Consider the following 17,029-nt stretch of genomic DNA (forward strand, 5'->3'; position numbering starts at 1 on the left):
CGGCGGGACGTCGCGGGCCGTTCCAGTCAACCGGCCCGGCCCGCCCCGCGCATCGGTCGAAAGTTCGAACCCGGCCCCATCGATCGTCAGTACCGGGCCACCGTCCGGACGTCGGGGAATCCGGCACTCGCACAATTTGTTACCGGCGAGTAGCATGGGCTCGAAAGTCCACCCACACCTTGGAGAAGGAGGGGCCATCGTGCCGCGAACCGCCCGCGATGTCGTATTCGTCGACGGGGTCCGCACCCCGTTCGGCAAGTCAGGCAAGGGCCTCTACGCCGAGACGCGCGCCGACGACATGGTCGTCCGCGTCATTCGCGAACTGATGCGCCGCAACCCGGGCCTGCCCCCGGAGCGCATCGACGAGGTGGCCATCGCCGCCACCACCCAGATCGGCGACCAGGGCCTGACCATCGGGCGCACCGCCGCGATCCTGGCCGGACTCCCGCGCAGCGTCCCCGGCTACGCCATCGACCGCATGTGCGCCGGCGCCCTCACCGCCGTGACCACCTCCGGCGCGGGCATCGCCTTCGGCGCCTACGACGTGGTGATCGCCGGCGGCGTCGAGCACATGGGCCGCCACCCGATGGGCGAGGGCGTCGACCCCAACCCGCGCTTCCTCTCCGAGAAGCTGGTCGACCCGTCCGCGCTGGTCATGGGCAACACCGCCGAGAACCTGCACGACCGGTACCCCTCCATCACCAAGGAGCGTGCCGACGCCTACGCGGTGCGCAGCCAGGAGAAGGTCGCCAAGGCCTACGCCGACGGCAGGATCCAGCCCGACCTGGTCGAGGTCGTCGTCCGCTCCCTGGAGCAGGGGTACGGCCTGGCCACCAAGGACGAGCCGCCGCGGCCGGGCACCACCATGGAGTCCCTGGCCGGGCTCAAGACCCCCTTCCGCGCGCACGGCAACGTGACGCCCGGCAACGCCGCCGGCCTCAACGACGGCGCCACCGGCGCCATCCTGGCCGCCGAGGAGGTCGCGCAGGAGCTGGGCCTGGACGCCAAGATGCGCCTCGTCGACTTCTCCTTCGCCGGTGTCGAGCCCGAGGTCATGGGCGTCGGCCCGGTCCCGGCCACCGAGAAGCTGCTGGCCCGCCAGGGCATCACGATGGACGAGATCGGCCTCATCGAGATCAACGAGGCCTTCGCCGTCCAGGTGCTCGCCTTCCTGGAGCACTTCGGCATCGCCGACGACGACGCCCGCGTCAACCCGTGGGGCGGCGCCATCGCGCTGGGCCACCCGCTGGCCTCCTCCGGCGTGCGGCTGATGATGCAGCTCGCCCGCCAGTTCGCCGAGCGTCCCGACGTCCGCTACGGCATCACCACCATGTGCGTCGGTATGGGCATGGGCGGCACCGTGCTCTGGGAGAACACCAACTACGAGGGGGGCAAGTGAGCACCGCACTGGACGCTGCGCGCGAGCTGTTCAAGGACGAGGTCGTCACCAAGGCGATCTCCCGTGACATCGAGCTCCCCTACGGTGCCGGCACCGCCGTCCTGATCACCCTGGACAACGGCCACGACCACACCCGGCCCAACACCTTCGGCCCCGGCGGCCTGCTCGCCCTGGACGCCGCCATCGAGGCCGCCCGCGCCCGCAAGGACATCGTGGCGGTGGCGATCACCGGCAAGCCGTTCATCTTCGCCGTCGGCGCCGACCTCAGCGGCGTGCCCGCGATCCAGAACCGCGAGCAGGCGCTGGCCATCGGCCGGCTCGGCCACGACGTGTTCCGCAAGCTCGGCGAGCTGGACGTGCCGACCTTCGCGCTCATCAACGGCGCGGCCATGGGCGGCGGGGTCGAGGTGGGCCTGCACTGCACCTACCGCACCATCTCCTCCGGCGTCCCGGCGCTGTCCCTGCCCGAGACCTTCCTGGGCCTGGTGCCCGGCTGGGGCGGCACCTACCTGCTGCCGAACCTGATCGGCGCCGAGAAGGCCCTCAAGGTCATCATCGAGAACCCGCTGGCCCAGAACAAGATGCTCAAGGGCGCGCAGGCGTTCGAGCTGGGCATCGCCGACGCGATGTTCGAGCCCGCCGACTTCGTCGAGGAGTCCCTGCGCTGGGCGGCCCGGGTCGTCAAGGGCGAGGTCACCGTCGAGCGCCCCGCGGTCGACAAGGGCGAGGCCTGGGACAACGCCGTCAACATGGCCCGGTTCGTGGTCGAGGGCAAGCTGCACGGCGCCGCCCCGGCCCCGGCCCGCGCCGTCGAGCTGGTGGCCGAGGCCAGGACCCGCACCCGGGACGAGGGCTTCGCCGCCGAGGACGAGGCGCTGGCCGACCTCATCATGAGCCCCGAGCTCAAGGCCGGCCTGTACGCCTTCGACCTGGTGCAGAAGCGCGCCAAGCGGCCCGCCGGCGCCCCGGACAAGTCGCTGGCCCGCAAGGTCACCAAGGTCGGCGTCGTGGGCGCGGGCCTGATGGCCGGCCAGCTGGCGCTGCTGTTCGCCCGCCGCCTGGACGTGCCGGTCGTCATGACCGACCTGGACCAGGAGCGCCTGGACAAGGGCGTCGCCTACGTCCACGGCGAGGTCGACAAGCTCCTCAAGAAGGGGCGCGTCAACCAGGACAAGGCCAACCACCTCAAGGCCCTGGTCACGGGTTCGCTGACCAAGGACGCCTTCGCGGACGCCGACTTCGTCATCGAGGCCGTGTTCGAGAAGATGGAGGTCAAGCAGCAGGTGTTCGCCGAGGTGGAGGCCGTGGTCTCCCCCGAGGCGATCCTGGCCACCAACACCTCCTCGCTGTCCATCACCGAGATGGCCTCGAAGCTGGAGCACCCCGAGCGGGTCGTCGGCTTCCACTTCTTCAACCCCGTCGCCGTGCTGCCGCTGCTGGAGATCATCCGCGGCGAGAAGACCGACGACGCCGCCCTGGCCACGGCGTTCGCCGTCGCCAAGAAGCTGAAGAAGACCGCCGTCCTGTGCAAGGACGCCCCGGCGTTCGTGGTCAACCGCCTGCTCACCCTGTTCATGGGCGAGGTCCTGAGCGCGGTGTCCGAGGGCACCGAGCCCGAGGTGGCCGACCGCGCGGTGGCCCCGCTGGGCCTGCCGATGTCGCCGCTGATGCTGCTGCAGCTGGTCGGCCCGGCCGTCGCGCTGCACGTGTCGGAGACCCTGCACGAGGCCTTCCCGGACCGCTTCGCGGTGTCGCCGCAGCTGGGCGAGATCGTCAAGGAGGGCAAGACCGCGATCTTCGCCCCCGACTTCAGCATCGACCCCGAGGTGAAGAAGCTGTTCGCGGGCGGGGACGCGCCGTCCACCGAGCCGGAGATCCTGGACCGCGCGCTGCGCGCGCTGGCCCGGGAGATCGGGATCATGCTGGACGAGGGCGTCGTGGCCGAGGCCGCCGACATCGACCTGTGCCTGATCACGGGTGCGGGCTGGCCGTTCCACACCGGCGGCATCACCCCCTACCTGGACAAGGTCGGGGTGTCCGAGGCCGTCAACGGCAAGCGGTTCCACGAGGGCGACCCGAAGGCCGTCTGACCTCCGCGGTGACCGCCCGAGAGATCGGGACGGGCCCGGCCCCGGGAAGGGGCCGGGCCCGTCGTGCGCCCGGGGTCAGCGGACGGATCCGGCGCGCGCCTGTCCGGCGGGCAGCATGCCGTGGGTCCGGTACCAGGCGCCCATGGCGGTGACCGTCTCGGCGACGGGGCGGAACCCCACGCCCAGTTCGCGGCGGGCCAGGTCGGAGCTGATGTTGCGCGCGTCCCCCTCCCGCAGCACCCGGACGCCCTCGCGGGTGGCCGTGGGCTCCCCGCCGCGGAGGCGGGCGCTGAGCTCCATGAGGGCGGCGGCCGCGGTGGCCAGGCCGGCGGGGACCGACCGGGGCGCCCGGGCCCCGGTCTCCGCGGCGACGGTGTCGGTCAGGGCGGGCAGCGACCGCTTCTCCCCGGCCACCACGTAGCGGTCGGCGGTGCCCACCCGGGCGGCGGCGACGCAGGCGTAGGCGACGTCGCGGGCGTCCACCACGTAGTTGTGCAGGCGCGGGATGGCACGGACCCTGCCCTTGGCGACGTCGAGGAAGAGGCGGCCGGCGGAGGTCGGTCCGGCGTCGCCCGGGCCCCACATCCAGCCGGGCAGGACGGTGGCCACCCGGGTGTCCCCGGTCCGGCCGGAGCGGACCATGGCGGCGACCGCCCGGTCGGCGCGCACCTTGCTGGTGGGGTAGGTGTCCGACACCGCGGGCCGCGCGTACTTCTCCGGGGGCGGGGTGGACTCGTCGGCGGGGCGCTCGGGGCCGCGCAGGGCCATGGTGTTGATGGACCCGGTGTGCAGGAACACGGGGACGCCGGAGGTGGCGGCCGCGCTCAGGACCTGCTCGGTACCCTGCACGTTGATCCTCTCCAGGGGCGCCGTGAGGGTGGGGTCCTGGAAGTACTCGCGGAAGTAGGCGGCGGTGTGGAAGACCTCGTCGACCCCGGTCAGGTGCCCCCGGTAGGTGGACGGCTCGGTGACGTCGCCGCGGACCAGGTGGAGGCGGGGGTCGTCGGGCAGCAGGCGGCGCGCCCGATCCATGTCCCGGACCAGGGCGACGACCTCCTGGTCCAGGCCGAGGAGGAGTCGGACGATGTTGCCGCCCAGCAGGCCGGTGGCCCCGGTCACCAGGGAGCGGTCCCGCTTCGGAAGTCGTGGCGTTTCCGTGTCCGCCATGATGTCACATCCCAACTATCATGTAACGAGATAATAATTTCGGCTTATGAATTTCTAAGGCGGTCCGGAATGGAGAACGCGTCGGGTTGGGAGACGCCCCTGTGGCACACGACCGGCTACCGGCTGATCAAGTTGGGCGAACTGGTCCAGGCCGTCACCCTCGACATCTTCGGGCCGCAGGAGATCACCGCCCGCCAGTTCCACGTGCTGGCCGCGGCGGAGGCGATGTCCGACCCCTCCCAGAAGGAGCTGAGCCGGGCCCTGGGGGTGGACCCCAACGTGATGGTCGGCCTCATCGACGACCTGGAGTCCCGCGGGCTGGCCGAGCGCAAGCGCAACCCGAAGGACCGCAGGCGCTACATCGTGACGCCCACCCCCGAGTCCGCCCTGCTGCTGCAGAAGGCCCGTGAGGCGGTGTCCACCGCCGAGGAGGAGTTCTTCGCCCCGCTCTCCCAGGAGGAGCGGACGGTGCTGCACGAGCTGTCGGGGCGGCTACTGGACGCCCACCCCCGGGTCACCAAGCACGAGTGACCCGGGGGTCCGCCGGGGGCCCGGGAGGGGCGGCCCCCGGCGGCACTCCCCCTACTCCGAGATGCCGAACCGGGCGTGCAGCCTCTTGAGCGGTGCGGGCGCCCACCAGTTGGCGTCGCCCGCCAGGCGCATGAACACCGGCACCAGCACACCGCGGATGAGCGTGGCGTCCACGATGATCACCACCGCCATCCCGATCGAGAGCATCATCAGGTAGAGCACGTCGGAGACCGCGTAGGTGGCGAACGACGCGGCCAGGATGACCGCCGCCGCCGTGACCAGCGGACCGCTCCGCTGCAGCCCGGCCGCGACCGCCCGGGTGTTGTCCCCGGTCAGGTCGTACTCCTCCTTGATCCGGGACATCATGAACACCTCGTAGTCCATGGAGAGCCCGAACGCGATGCAGAACATCAGGATCGGGAAGGTCGTCTCCAGGGTCCCGTTGGCGGTGAACCCGAGCAGCCCGGACAGGTTGCCCTCCTGGAAGATCCACACCATCACGCCGAACATCACCGCGAGGCTGAGCACGTTGAGCACGATCGCCTTGGCGGGCAGCAGCAGGCTCCCGGTCATGAGGAACAGCAGGACGAAGGTGATGGCCAGGATGAGCCCGAACACCAGGGGCACCTGCCCCAGCAGCGCCGCGCGGAAGTCGGCGAGGTCGGCCGGGTAGCCGCCGATCTCGGCGGCGGCCGGCGCGGGCACGTCCCGGATGCGCTCGATCAGGTCCTCGCCGTCGGAGATCGCCTCGGTCTCGGGCACCACGGAGAACCACGTGGCCTCGGGCGAGCCGAACCGCTCCTGCGCGCCCGGCTCGGGCCCCGCGACCTGCTGTCCGTCCACGTACCGACCGGTGAGCGCGTCGACCTGGTAGACGCCCTCCACCCGGGACAGCTCGGCGGCGTAGTCGCTCGCGGACGCGTCCTGGGCGTCGGCGCCCGGCAGGTCGACGACCACCTGGACGGCGTCCATCTCCTCCTGGGCGAACCCGGTCTCGATCTGGTCCTGGACGTCGCGGCTGGAGTTGCCCTGGGGCAGCACCCGGGCGTCGGGCAGTCCGAAGTTCAGTCCCACGGCCGGGGCGGCCAGCACCAGGACGACGACCAGGGCGGGCAGGCCCCACAGCACGGGGCGGCGCATCATCCGCAGGGCGGTGTCGTGCCACCAGCCGCGGTCGGGGTCGGGCTCGCGCTTGGGCCGGACCCGGTGGCCGACCTTGGCCAGCGCGGCGGGCAGGATGACCAGGGAGGCGAACACCGAGGTCAGCACCGTGCCCATGCCGGAGTAGGCGAAGGACTGCAGGAACGGGAACGGGAAGAGCATCAGGCACGACAGCGCGACGGCGACGGTGAGGCCGCTGAACGCGACGGTCCGCCCGGCCTTGGCGACCGCGATCGCGACGGCCTCGGGGACCTCCCGGCCGCGGGCCAGCTCCTCCCGGAACCGGTTGATGACGAACAGGCTGTAGTCGACGCCCAGGCCCACGCCCATGACCAGGGTGAGGTTGGCGGCGAAGGTGGACACATCGGTGATGTAGGTGACCCCGCGCAGCAGGGCCAGCGTGGTGATCACCGAGAACAGGCCCATGCCCAGGGTCAGCGCTGCCACCGAGAGCCGGCGGTAGATGACGAACAGCAGCACGAACACCAGCGGGAAGATGATCGCCTCGGCGAGCAGGAAGTCCGCCTGGGCCTGCTCGGCGGCCTGGCGGAAGATCTCGTCGCCGCCGCCGACCTCCACCCGCAGGACGTCGTCCTCGCGGGTGAAGTCCGGGGAGATCTCGCCCAGCGCGGTGCGGGCCTCGGTGACGGTCCCCTCCATGCGCACGGTGATGAGCGCCTGGGAGCCGTCCTCGGAGCGCATCGCCGGGGAGTCGCCGCGGCCCCAGTAGGAGGCGGTCTCGGCGACGCCCTCCCGGGAGGCCAGCTCCTCCTCCAGGGCGGTGGCGGCCTCGACCACGGCCGGGTCGTCCACGTCGCCGTTCTGGGCGGTGACCAGGAGCAGGAAGTGGTGCTTGCCGGTGCCGAAGCCCTCCTCCAGGCGCTGCTCCACCAGCGCCGACTCCGAGCCGGGACTCTCGAATCGGCTCAGCAGCAGCCGGTCCATCGTGCCGGCGGCCAGGAACACCCCGAGCAGCGTCAGGACGATCGCCAGGATGATGACCCGGCCCGGGCGGCGGGCCAGGCCCTCCCCCAGGCGGGCCAGCAGGGGCGGGCGCTGCGGCGGGCCGCCGGTGCCGCCGGCGCCCGGGGGTGAGGCGGTGGTCGATGAGGTTGCCATGGTGCTCTCGCCTTCCAGGGTCAGGTCGTGGGGGCGTGCCGGTCCATCCACTCGGCCGCCGTGTCGTACAGGAGCTCCGCGCCGGCGTCGATGGTGACGAAGTGCCCGGCGTCGGTGAGGGTCGTCTCGGTGACCTCGGGGCTGGAGGTGAACAGGCCCGGGTACCCCTCGACCCCCTGGCGCAGCACGTCGTGGGCGCCGAAGACCAGGTGGACGGGGACGTCGATCTCGCCGATCAGGTCGAGGTCGTAGAGGATCGCCATGGGCTCGGAGACCATGACCCCGCAGGGGTTGCGGCCCCACAGCCCCTCGATCTCGGCGACGACGGCCGGGTCGGCGTGCGGGCCGAGCCCGCCCTCGGTGAAGTCCTCCAGGGTGGGGTCGAAGTGCACGTAGCCGCGGGGGTCGCCCGGGGACCCGTGCTCCTCGCCGCCCTCCAGGCAGGTGCGGTAGGCGGTGAGGAACCGGCGGTTGGTGTCGTCGGTGATGCCGACGGCCGCCCAGCCGGTGAGCAGCAGGCCGTCGACGCCGCCGAAGGAGACCGCCACGCTTTCGGCGACCAGGGCGCCGCTGGAGTGGCCGCCCATGACGACGGTGTCGAAGGACACCGGGGCGTCGCCCTCGACCCGGTAGTCGCCCGCGCGCAGCTGTTCGACCACTTGGTGGGCGATGTCGGCGTGCGCCCCGCTGCAGCTGGCGAACCCCTCGGGGATGTCGCTGGAGCCGTAGCCGAGGCGGTCGATGGTGACCGAGGCGTGCCCGCGCTCGGCGAGCTCGTTGACGTAGTTGCGGCCCTCGACGTCCAGGCGCCAGATCCACTCGCCGGTGTTGGTGCCGTGGACGAGCAGGGCGACGGCTGGCGCGTCGGCGGCCAGGACCTCCTCGGGGGCGGTCAGGTGTCCCCGGACCGTGTACTCCTCGCCGTCGGCGGAGCACTGGCCGCGGGTGCGGTTGACGTTGTCGACGGTGAACTCGACGGCCAGGTCCACGACGCCGGGCGGGGTCACGGCCGGTTCGCGGGGGGTCCGGTGGGCGGCGGGGTCCGCCGCCGGGGCGGGCCCGGCGGCGGCCGCCGGGCCGGAGGAGGGTTCCGCGGCCGCCGCGCCCGTGGCCGCCGCGGCGGCGAGCAGGAGGGAGGCCGCCAGGGCCGCGGCGCGCAGGCGGCGCCGGGACGTGCGGTGCGGGGGTGCTCCGGTGGTGTTCACCGCTGTTCCTCCAGCCAGTCGGCCAGGGCCGTGCGCAGTTCGGCCGCCCCGGGTTCGAGGACGAGGTAGTGGCCCGCGTCGGCCACCGTGACGGTCTCGGTGTCGGGGGCCCCGGTGAAGAGCCCGGCGTGGTCGGCGCCGTCGGACACGCGGGTGTCGGCGTCGGCGAAGGCGAAGAGGACGGGCACCTCGATGCGGTGGAGGTTGCGGGTGTCGGTGGCCAGCGCCTCGACCTGGGTCCCCAGGTCGCCGCAGGGCGTGCGGTCCTGGAGGCCGGCGGCCAGTGCGGCCACCGGGGTCGCGGGGTCGCGGAAGTTGGCCCGGGTGTAGGAGGTGCGGCCGACGTCCACGTAGGTGTATCCGGCCGCGTCCGTGCCGTCGGGGTCGGGCGGTCCGGCCGCGGCCTCGGCGGGCACGCCGCCCTGCATGCAGGAGGCCAGGCCGCCGAAGAAGCGGGCGTTGGCGCGGTCGGTCACGCCGGTGCCGCTCCAGGCCATGAGGGCCAGCGCGTCGGGGGCGGCCGGTCCGTCGAACGAGTAGGCGGTGATCTGGGCGATCTGGGCGCCGCTGTGGTGCCCGGCCAGGACGACGGTGTCGAAGGCGGGGGGCTCGTCGGGCACCCGGTCGGAGCCGCCGGCCTCCCCCAGCGTGTAGTCGCCCGCGCGGACCTGTTCGATGACCTGGGCGGTCATGTCGGCCTGCGACCCCAGGCACATGGCCAGGCCGTCGGGCCGCCCGCCGCCGTAGCCGAGCCGGTCCAGGGTCAGGGAGACGTGGCCCAGCAGCGCCATCTCCTCGGTGTGGTGGTATCCGGGCTCGTCCAGCCGCCAGAACCACTCCCCCGCCGCCTGCCCGTGCTGGTAGACGGTGACGGCGGGGTCGTCCTGCTCCAGCGCGTCGGCGGGGCCGGTGAGGTGGCCCCGGAGGGTGTACTCCTCGCCGTCGCTGTTGCAGGGCAGCCGCGATCCGTTGCGGTTGGCGACGGTGAAGCTCACCGGGACGTCGACGATGTCCGCGGCGGCCATGCGCTCGGCGGTGGCCTGCGCGCGCTCCCGGGCGGTGGGCTCGGGCGCCGCGGACGGCCCGTCCTCCTCCGACGGGAGCAGGACCAGCGCGGCGGCGGCCACGGCGGCGACCGCGCCCGCGGCGATGAGGGTGTTCCTAGTCCCGGGCACGGGCCACCTCCGCGGTCTCTCGGGCGGGTGCGGCACCGTGTCCGGGTGCCGGGGTCTGCGCGGGCCCCTCGGGGTCCCGCCGGTCGGCGGCGGCGCGGCCGGGTTCGGCCGCGTTCTCGCCCAGGGTGGCGTCGAAGAAGCGGTGGAACCGGCGCAGCGGGCCGGGCGCCCACCAGGTGGCGGCGCCGGTCATGCGCAGGACCGAGGGCACCAGGAGGCAGCGCACGACGGTGGCGTCGGCGATGACGGCCAGGGCGACGCCCCAGCCGAGCATCATCGTGTTGGTCACCCGGGAGGCGCCGATGACGATGAGGACGACCGCCAGGGCGACCGCGGCGGCGGTGATGATGCCGCCGGTGCGCCGGAGTCCGAGTTCGACGGCCGTGCGGTGGTCGCCGGTGCGGTCGTACTCCTCGCGCATCCGGGACAGCAGGAAGACCCCGTAGTCCATCGACAGCCCGAAGGCGATGCAGAACATGAGGACGGGCAGGGCCGTGTCGATGAACCCCGTCGGGGTGAACCCGAGCAGTCCGGAGAGGTTGCCGTCCTGGAACACCCAGACGACGGCGCCGAACATGGCGGTCAGGCTGAGCGCGTTGAACAGCACCGACAGCAGGGGCAGCAGGACGCTGCCGGTGAGCAGGTAGACCAGGACCAGCATGGCGGCGACCACCACGGCCAGGGTGGCCGGGACGCGCTCGGCGATGGCCGCCTGGGCGTCCACGACCGCGGCGGCCTGGCCGGTGACCGAGACCTCCAGGGGCGTGTCGACCGCGCGGATGTCGCGGACCAGGTTCTGGCTCTCCAGGGAGATGTCCTCGACCTCCGCGTCCGGGATGACCTGGATGTAGGCCAGGTCCTCGGACTCGCGCAGGGCGTCCACGGGGGTGCGCTCGCGCAGGTGGCCGCCGTCGGTGTGGACGCCCAGCGGGGAGCGGACCTCCTGGACGTGGTCCAGGCGCGAGAGCGCGGCGGCGTAGTCGTCCAGCAGCCCGGTGTCGGTGTCCTGCGGGGCCTGGTGGACGAGCACGTCGACGGCGCCGGTGGCGGTGGAGCCGAAGTCCGTGCGGATGGTGTCCATGACCTCGCGCGACTCGACCCCGGCGGGCAGCTGGCGGTCGTCGGCCATGCCGAACTCCACCCGCAGGAAGGGCAGCCCGACCGCGACGAGCACGGCCAGGGCGGTCAGGGCGAAGACGGGTGCCCGCCCCATGACCGCGCGGGTCAGCCGGCCCCAGCGCCGGTCGGCCGCCTCCTCCGGGGGCGGGGCCGAGCCCCGGCGCAGCAGGCGGCGCGGGTCCAGCGCGTTGACGCGCGGGCCCAGCAGGGTGAGCACGGCCGGCAGCACGACCAGGGAGGTCAGGGCGGCCAGCAGCACCACGGTCACGCCGGAGTAGGCGAAGGACCGCAGGAAGTACAGGGGGAAGAACAGCATCCCGGCCAGGGCGGCCGAGATGGCCAGGGCCGAGAAGACGACCGTGCGCCCCGCCGTGCGGACGGTGGTGAGCGTGGCCTGTGCCGGCGTGGCGCCGGTCGCGAGCTCGGCCCGGAAGCGGCGGACCATGAGCAGGGCGTAGTCGATGGACAGGCCCAGGCCGAGCGCGATGGTGAGGTTCTGGGCGAACACCGACACGTCGGTGAACCCGGCGATCGCCCACAGCACCGCGTTGGTGCCGATGATGGACACCACCCCGACCAGCAGGGGCAGGGACGCCGAGACGACGCTGCCGAAGACCCACACGAGGATGAGCAGCGTCAGGGGCAGCGCGATCACCTCCGAGCGGACCAGGTCCTCGGCGATGGTGGTCTCGATGTCGTTGAGGACGGCGGTCTGCCCGCCGACGCCGACGGTGAGGGGCCCGTGGTCGCCGCCGTAGCGTTCGGCGAGGTCGGCCACGGCCGCGCCCGCCTCGGCCTCGGTGCCGGACACGTGCGCGGCGATGAGCGCGCGGGTGCCGTCGTCGGACTTCAGCTCGTCGGAGCCGGTCTGCCAGTAGGAGGTGACCCCGGCGACGCCGTCCTCGTAGGCCAGTCCCTCGGCCAGTCCCAGGGCGCGGGCGGCGGCCTCGCGGTCGTCCACCCCGTCCTCGGCGGTCACCAGGAGGATCAGGTTGGGCCTGCTGTCGGGGAAGTGCTCCTCCAGGATCTCGGCGGCCCGGGCCGATTCCGAGGAGGGGTCCTCGGTGCCCTGGCCCGCCCGGAGGCGGTCGGCGACACCGGAGCCCAGGACCACCGCGCCGATCACCGCGAGGAGCGCGGCCGCCAGGACCCACCAGGGCCTGCGCGTGGTGAGCCGGGTCAGTGCGTCGAGCATCGTGTCACCCCCGTTCGTCGTTCGCGGGCGGAACCGCCGATGGCGGCCGGAATCCTCCGGCCGCCATCCCGGGTGCCGTCGCCGCCACAATACTGTATAAACATGCGACGATCATCAACCTAAACGATAGGGTTCACATATCATTTACCTGAGGGACCGCTCGGCACCGGGCAGCAGGGCCCCGCCCAGGAACACCCCCGGCCTCCAGTCGGCGTCCAGCACGGCGACCGCGGAGACGACCGCGTCCGGCCGGACGTGGACCACCCACCCGGTCCCGGCTCCGGCTCCCCCGGTCGGGCGGGCGACGTCGTGGTCGCCCTCCGGCTCGGCCGGGGCGGAGGTGAGCAGCAGCACGTCCACGTCGTCGGGGACCTGCTCGCGCAGCGCGGCCGCCGCCTCCCGGACGCGCTCCGCGGGACCGCCGCCCACCAGCAGCGCGTGCCGCCCGGAGGCGAGGTACGCGTGCAGGCTCGTGGCGTCGGTCCCCCGGACCGGGGTCATGGGGGCGTCGCCGATGCGCCGCCCGGGCAGGGCGCCGCCCACCGCGTCGCGGGCCCGCCATCCGGCGGGGGGCGCCGTGACGGCGGGGCTCTCCGACAGGTCCGGGGAGATCTGCGCCAGCTGCGGCACCAGGCGCTTCTCCAGCAGCCCCGAGGCCGACAGGGTCCGCATCAGCGTGTCGCGCACCAGCCGGGCCAGCGGAGACCGCGCCATCCAGGTGCGGGTCTGCTGGTCGGCGCTGCGCACCACCGCCTTGGCGGTCGGACGGCGCTCCAGCGGGTAGCTGTCCAGCAGCTCCTCCGGCGCGCCCCGCAGCACCGCGGCGAGCTTCCAGGCCAGGTCGAACCCGTCCTGGATGCCCGTGTTGAGGCCCTGGCCGCCGGCCGGGCTGTGCAGGTGGGCGGCGTCCCCGGCGATGAGGACCCGGCCGCGGCGGAACTCGCGGGCCACCCGGGCGTGCACCCGGAAGCGGCTGCGCCACCACACGGTGTCCACGCGCAGGCCCCGCGGGCCGCGCTCGGCCAGCAGGCGGGCGATCAGCGCGTCGTCGGGCGGGGCGGTCTCCCCGTCCGGGGCGATGTCGAAGAACACCCGGTGCCCGCCGCCGGGCAGCGGCACCACCACGAGCACCCCGTCGGGGGTGAGGTGGTACTGGGCCTCCCGGGCCGGGGCCGGGCCGCTCACGACACCGTCCGCCAGCAGGAACACGCGGTCGTAGGTGTCGCCCTCGAAGGCCACCCCCAGGGACTCGCGGACCGTGCTGCGGCTGCCGTCGGCGGCCACGACCCAGGGGACGGCCACCTCCTCCGCCGCCTGCGGGTCGCCCTCGGGGCCCAGGGTGACGCGGACCCCGTCCCCGGCCGGCTCCACCGAGTGGACCCGGGTGGACCACTCGACGGAGCCGCCCAGGGCGAGCAGGCGGTCGTACAGGGCCTGCTCCACCCCGGGCTGGGGCAGGCAGATCGGTCCGGGGAAGGCCGTGTCGGCCAGCCCGCCGAAGCGGACCCCGCCGATGCGCCTGCCGGCGGAGAAGTAGGACGCCGACTCCAGCGGCAGGGAGCGGCCGACCACCTCGCGGTCCACACCCAGGCGGCGCAGGACCTCCAGGGCCCCGCTCCACAGGATGAGGGCCTTGGGCTCCTCGGCCACCCCCGCCCGGCGCTCGACCACGCGGCAGGGCACACCGTTCTGCAGCAGGGTGCAGGCGGCGGCCAGCCCCGTGGGGCCGGCGCCGACCACGAGCACCGGGGGGTGCGGGTCGGGGGTGCTCACCGCGCCCCCTCGGCCTTCGCCGGGGCCCCCGAGACCTTCAGGACCGAGGTGATCTCCTCGACCGCCTGGGCGTTGTCCTGGAAGCGGACGGTCGCCATGCCCAGCTCGGCGGCGGGCTTGAGGTTGTCCTCCAGGTCGTCCACGAACAGGCACCGGTCCGGGGTCAGGCCGAGCCGGGCCAGGAGGCGCTCGTAGATCTCGGTGTCGGGCTTGCGCACGCCCTCGTGCGCGGAGTTCACCACGACCTCGAACAGCTCGTCGGCGGGCACGGTCGCCCGCCACAGGTCCTCCCACTCCACGACGTTGTTGGTGAGCAGGGCCAGCCGGTAGCCGTCCATGCTCAGGCCGCGCAGGAAGTCGGCGAACTCGTGGTTGCCGGTGCGTCCGGCGAACCACAGCTCGCCGAAGGTGCGGTCCTCGGGCAAGGCCCATCCCCCCTCGGGCAGTTCGGCGGTGATGGAGGCGACCATCTCCGCCTCGGTGATGGCCCCGACCTCCAGCAGCGCCATGGGGTCGGCGCCGACCTTGGCCGCGGCGGCGCCCATCGCCGTGAGGATGGCGTCGGCGCTCAGGCCGGCCGTCCGGGCGAAGTGCTCCAGGGTCTCGTGGAGCGGGTTGGTGAGGACGCCGCCGTAGTCGCACACGACGGCCTCGATGCGGTTCACACCCACTGGGCCACCTCGATCCGGAACGAGCTGTTGGTGGTGCCCTGCTGGTTGACCCGGACGTCCACGCCGACGACCGGGCCGAACCGCTCGTCGGAGCGGAAGGGGGCCAGGTCGGCCTCCACCGTGGTGGGCAGGTCGTTCTCGCAGAAGGAGGAGAAGGACGCGTCCACCGAGACCGGGACCAGGGTCGCCGGGTCCAGGCCCGCGGAGCGGGCCACGGCGGCCACCGCCACCTGGCGGGCGGCCTCGATCAGGAGGTTGCCGGGCAGGTGGTCCAGCGGGTGGTCGAACAGGTGCGGGTGGTCGTGGTCGGGGACCACGGTGGCCCGCCAGCCCTCGTCGCCGCGCTGGACCGGGTCGGTGATGACGACGTTGCGCGGGTCGCGGCGGCCCACCACGGCGGGCGGGGCCGGGACCGCGCGGGGCGCCGCCGCGTCGCTCCAGTCCAGGGCGTCCCGGCCCTTGGTGCGCAGCGCCTGGTAGGCGGGGCGGCCCACGAAGATGAGCGCTCCGGTGGCCTTGGCGACCTCGGTCCCGTTGATGAGGACGTCGGCGCGGAAGTCGTAGCCGCGCAGCTTGCCCGCCTGGTTGCGGTAGACGTCGGCCTCGGTGCGGATCAGGGCGCGGCCCGGCTCGGGCCCCTGGCGCAGGCCGTCGAGGTCGCCGATGTGCAGCGACATGCGGTGCATGATGAACGCCCGGTCCAGGGGGACGTCCAGGTGCCGGTGCGAGATGAGCACCCCGGTCTGCCGGCAGGCCTCCAGGATCAGCGGGAGGTCGTAGGTGGGCGTCTCCAGCATGACGTGCCCGCGGGGCAGCTGGGCGGCGACGTCGAACGAGTTCTCGCCGGTCTGCCGGGAGTCGGTGACGAAGACCTCCGAGACGGCGTTGCGGTGGACCAGCCCCCGGGGGACGGTCGCGTCGTAGTCGAGTTCCCTGGGCTCCCCGAAGTCGGGGTCCAGGTGGACCAGGTCCCGGTCGGCGGTGTCGGCCGTCGCGGTGGCCTGCGGCCCGGTGGTCGTGCGGTTCATGTCTTCCCTTTCGTTCACGTCCCCCTCGGCGGGCGTTCCGCCGAGAGGACACGGGGTTCGGAACGGTGAGGAGGGCGACCCCTGTGGCGGAGGCGGACGGGGAACGGTCCGCCTCCGCCACGGCACCGAGTATCCGGAGGCGACCTGAAGGCGGCCTGGAGCACGACCTGAAGGCCCACCGTGAAAAAAATTCACTTCTGACTTCGCACAAGGCGTCCACATGGGAAAATGCGCGTGCAATTGATCATTTCGCCCGATCATCTGTGTTTTGTGATGATCGACACAGGAGATGGCTTCGGGGCCTGTGGTCCACGTTCCCGCCTGCGAAGGGCCGCCCCGTGATGGCTCAGGGAGACTTATCCGTCACTTACAGGTACAGGTCACGTGCTTATGATCGGCTCACCGCACACGCGCGGCGGGCAACTCGCCGCCGCGGAGCGGTACTCCGGCCCCCTTCGGAGCAAGGCCTCCGCCACCGACGCCGGAGAGCACCGAACGGGAACGGAGTGCACGAGAAGCTGGAGACGGGTAACGCAAGAATCGCCGGAAGGGCTCCGGAATGATCAGAACCACGCAGGCGGCACCGACGACCGTTTCCGTCCTGGGAGAACTGGAGGTCGTCGGAGAGCACGGTCCCCTGCCCCTGGGCGCCCCCCGACAACGCGCCGTGTTCGCGGCACTCGCGCTCAACGCCGAGCGTGCCGTGACCACCCAGCGCATCATCACGATGGTGTGGGGTCCGAGCCACCCGACCCACGCCGTCAACCTGGTCCACAAGTACGTTTCCGGACTGCGCCGCGCCCTCGCCGCCCTGCCCCCGCGCAGGAGGGTCGCCATCGAGAGCGGTCCCTCGGGCTACCGGCTCGTGCCCCAGGCCGGCCAGATGGACCTGGCCCTGTTCCAGACCTGGATCCAGACCGCGCGCGCGATGCGCGACGACGGCGAGGAGGTGCGGGCCGCCGAGCTGTTCGGCCGCGCCCTGGCCCTGTGGCGGGGCCCCTTCCTGGGCGAGCTGTCCGGCCCCGCGTTCGACGACGAGCGGGAGTTCATGGAGACCGTCCGGCTGGTGGTGCTCGAGGAGTACGCCGCCGTCGGCCTCCGGACCGGCCGCCGGGCCGAGGTGATGGGACCGCTGCGCGACGCGCTGCGGCATCACCCGCTGGAGGAGAACCTGGCCCGGCTCCTCATCCTGGCCCTGTACGAGGAGGGCCGTACGGCCGAGGCCGTCCGCGTGTACCAGGTGCTGGCCACGCGGATGCTGGGGGAGCTCAACGTTCCGCCCCGCCCCGAGCTGCACGACCTCTACCAGGCCATCCGCAGGCACCGGCCGATCGCCGGCGCACGGCGCCTGCAGAACGCCCCCTGATCCGCGTACGGCCGGGCCCGCCGGGAGGAT

The 17,029-nt window shown here is 73.0% G+C and carries 12 protein-coding genes; 4 read left to right on the top strand and 8 right to left on the bottom strand.

Going from position 1 to position 17,029, the window contains the following annotated elements; all coding sequences use genetic code 11:
- Positions 1-199 precede the first annotated feature (199 nt).
- Entirely contained in the window at positions 200-1,399 is a 1,200-nt protein-coding gene (locus ABZ249_RS22270; RefSeq protein WP_355266060.1) for an acetyl-CoA C-acyltransferase, read from the top strand.
- Positions 1,396-3,489 carry a 3-hydroxyacyl-CoA dehydrogenase NAD-binding domain-containing protein gene (locus tag ABZ249_RS22275; protein WP_355266063.1) on the top strand — a complete coding sequence of 698 codons (2,094 nt, stop codon included), beginning with the start codon at positions 1,396-1,398 and terminating at the stop codon, positions 3,487-3,489. Before ABZ249_RS22270 ends, ABZ249_RS22275 begins: the two co-directional genes overlap by 4 nt.
- A gap of 75 nt (positions 3,490-3,564) precedes the next feature.
- Here ABZ249_RS22275 and ABZ249_RS22280 read toward each other — a convergent pair whose 3' ends face one another.
- Positions 3,565-4,656, bottom strand: coding sequence for an NAD-dependent epimerase/dehydratase family protein (locus tag ABZ249_RS22280; protein WP_355266066.1), 1,092 nt, complete (start codon positions 4,654-4,656; stop codon positions 3,565-3,567).
- A gap of 69 nt (positions 4,657-4,725) precedes the next feature.
- Here ABZ249_RS22280 and ABZ249_RS22285 point away from each other — a divergent pair, with 69 nt between their 5' ends.
- Positions 4,726-5,187: a MarR family transcriptional regulator gene (locus tag ABZ249_RS22285; protein ID WP_220560226.1), complete on the top strand. Its 462-nt coding sequence runs from the start codon at positions 4,726-4,728 to the stop codon at positions 5,185-5,187.
- Between the two features lie 51 nt (positions 5,188-5,238).
- Here ABZ249_RS22285 and ABZ249_RS22290 read toward each other — a convergent pair whose 3' ends face one another.
- From ABZ249_RS22290 to ABZ249_RS22320, 7 genes are all read right to left on the bottom strand, one after another.
- On the bottom strand, positions 5,239-7,467 hold the full coding sequence (locus tag ABZ249_RS22290; RefSeq protein WP_355266070.1) for an MMPL family transporter: 2,229 nt from the start codon (positions 7,465-7,467) through the stop codon (positions 5,239-5,241).
- A gap of 20 nt (positions 7,468-7,487) precedes the next feature.
- Complete coding sequence (locus ABZ249_RS22295; RefSeq protein ID WP_355266073.1) at positions 7,488-8,672, bottom strand: alpha/beta fold hydrolase; 1,185 nt, start codon at positions 8,670-8,672, stop codon at positions 7,488-7,490.
- Positions 8,669-9,847, bottom strand: a complete 1,179-nt coding sequence (locus ABZ249_RS22300; protein WP_355266076.1) for an alpha/beta hydrolase — start codon at positions 9,845-9,847, stop codon at positions 8,669-8,671. The genes ABZ249_RS22295 and ABZ249_RS22300 overlap by 4 nt, the downstream gene beginning before the upstream one ends.
- Positions 9,834-12,161 (bottom strand): MMPL family transporter, encoded by a 2,328-nt coding sequence (locus tag ABZ249_RS22305; RefSeq protein WP_355266079.1) that lies wholly within the window; start codon positions 12,159-12,161, stop codon positions 9,834-9,836. The genes ABZ249_RS22300 and ABZ249_RS22305 overlap by 14 nt, the downstream gene beginning before the upstream one ends.
- A 144-nt stretch (positions 12,162-12,305) precedes the next feature.
- Positions 12,306-13,934, bottom strand: a complete 1,629-nt coding sequence (locus tag ABZ249_RS22310; protein WP_355266082.1) for an FAD-dependent monooxygenase — start codon at positions 13,932-13,934, stop codon at positions 12,306-12,308.
- The gene (locus ABZ249_RS22315; RefSeq protein WP_355266085.1) at positions 13,931-14,599 is read right to left on the bottom strand and encodes an HAD family phosphatase; all 669 of its coding nucleotides are present in this window, start codon (positions 14,597-14,599) and stop codon (positions 13,931-13,933) included. The genes ABZ249_RS22310 and ABZ249_RS22315 overlap by 4 nt, the downstream gene beginning before the upstream one ends.
- Positions 14,596-15,633, bottom strand: coding sequence for a ScbA/BarX family gamma-butyrolactone biosynthesis protein (locus ABZ249_RS22320; RefSeq protein WP_355266088.1), 1,038 nt, complete (start codon positions 15,631-15,633; stop codon positions 14,596-14,598). The genes ABZ249_RS22315 and ABZ249_RS22320 overlap by 4 nt, the downstream gene beginning before the upstream one ends.
- Positions 15,634-16,192: 559 nt before the next feature.
- Here ABZ249_RS22320 and ABZ249_RS22325 point away from each other — a divergent pair.
- Entirely contained in the window at positions 16,193-16,999 is an 807-nt protein-coding gene (locus ABZ249_RS22325) for an AfsR/SARP family transcriptional regulator (protein ID WP_355266091.1), read from the top strand.
- The last annotated feature ends 30 nt before the right edge of the window (positions 17,000-17,029 follow it).

This window comes from Nocardiopsis sp. NPDC006139 (assembly GCF_040614155.1).
GTDB lineage: Bacteria > Actinomycetota > Actinomycetes > Streptosporangiales > Streptosporangiaceae > Nocardiopsis > Nocardiopsis changdeensis.

Bases quoted from the DNA above. Each gene is read 5' to 3' on its own strand.
- ABZ249_RS22325 (WP_355266091.1), top strand. From the start codon at position 16,193: ATGATCAGAACCACGCAGGCGGCACCGACGACCGTTTCCGTCCTGGGA.
- ABZ249_RS22290 (WP_355266070.1), bottom strand. From the start codon at position 7,467: ATGGCAACCTCATCGACCACCGCCTCACCCCCGGGCGCCGGCGGCACC.
- ABZ249_RS22305 (WP_355266079.1), bottom strand. From the start codon at position 12,161: ATGCTCGACGCACTGACCCGGCTCACCACGCGCAGGCCCTGGTGGGTC.
- ABZ249_RS22285 (WP_220560226.1), top strand. From the start codon at position 4,726: ATGGAGAACGCGTCGGGTTGGGAGACGCCCCTGTGGCACACGACCGGC.
- ABZ249_RS22320 (WP_355266088.1), bottom strand. From the start codon at position 15,633: ATGAACCGCACGACCACCGGGCCGCAGGCCACCGCGACGGCCGACACC.
- ABZ249_RS22280 (WP_355266066.1), bottom strand. From the start codon at position 4,656: ATGGCGGACACGGAAACGCCACGACTTCCGAAGCGGGACCGCTCCCTG.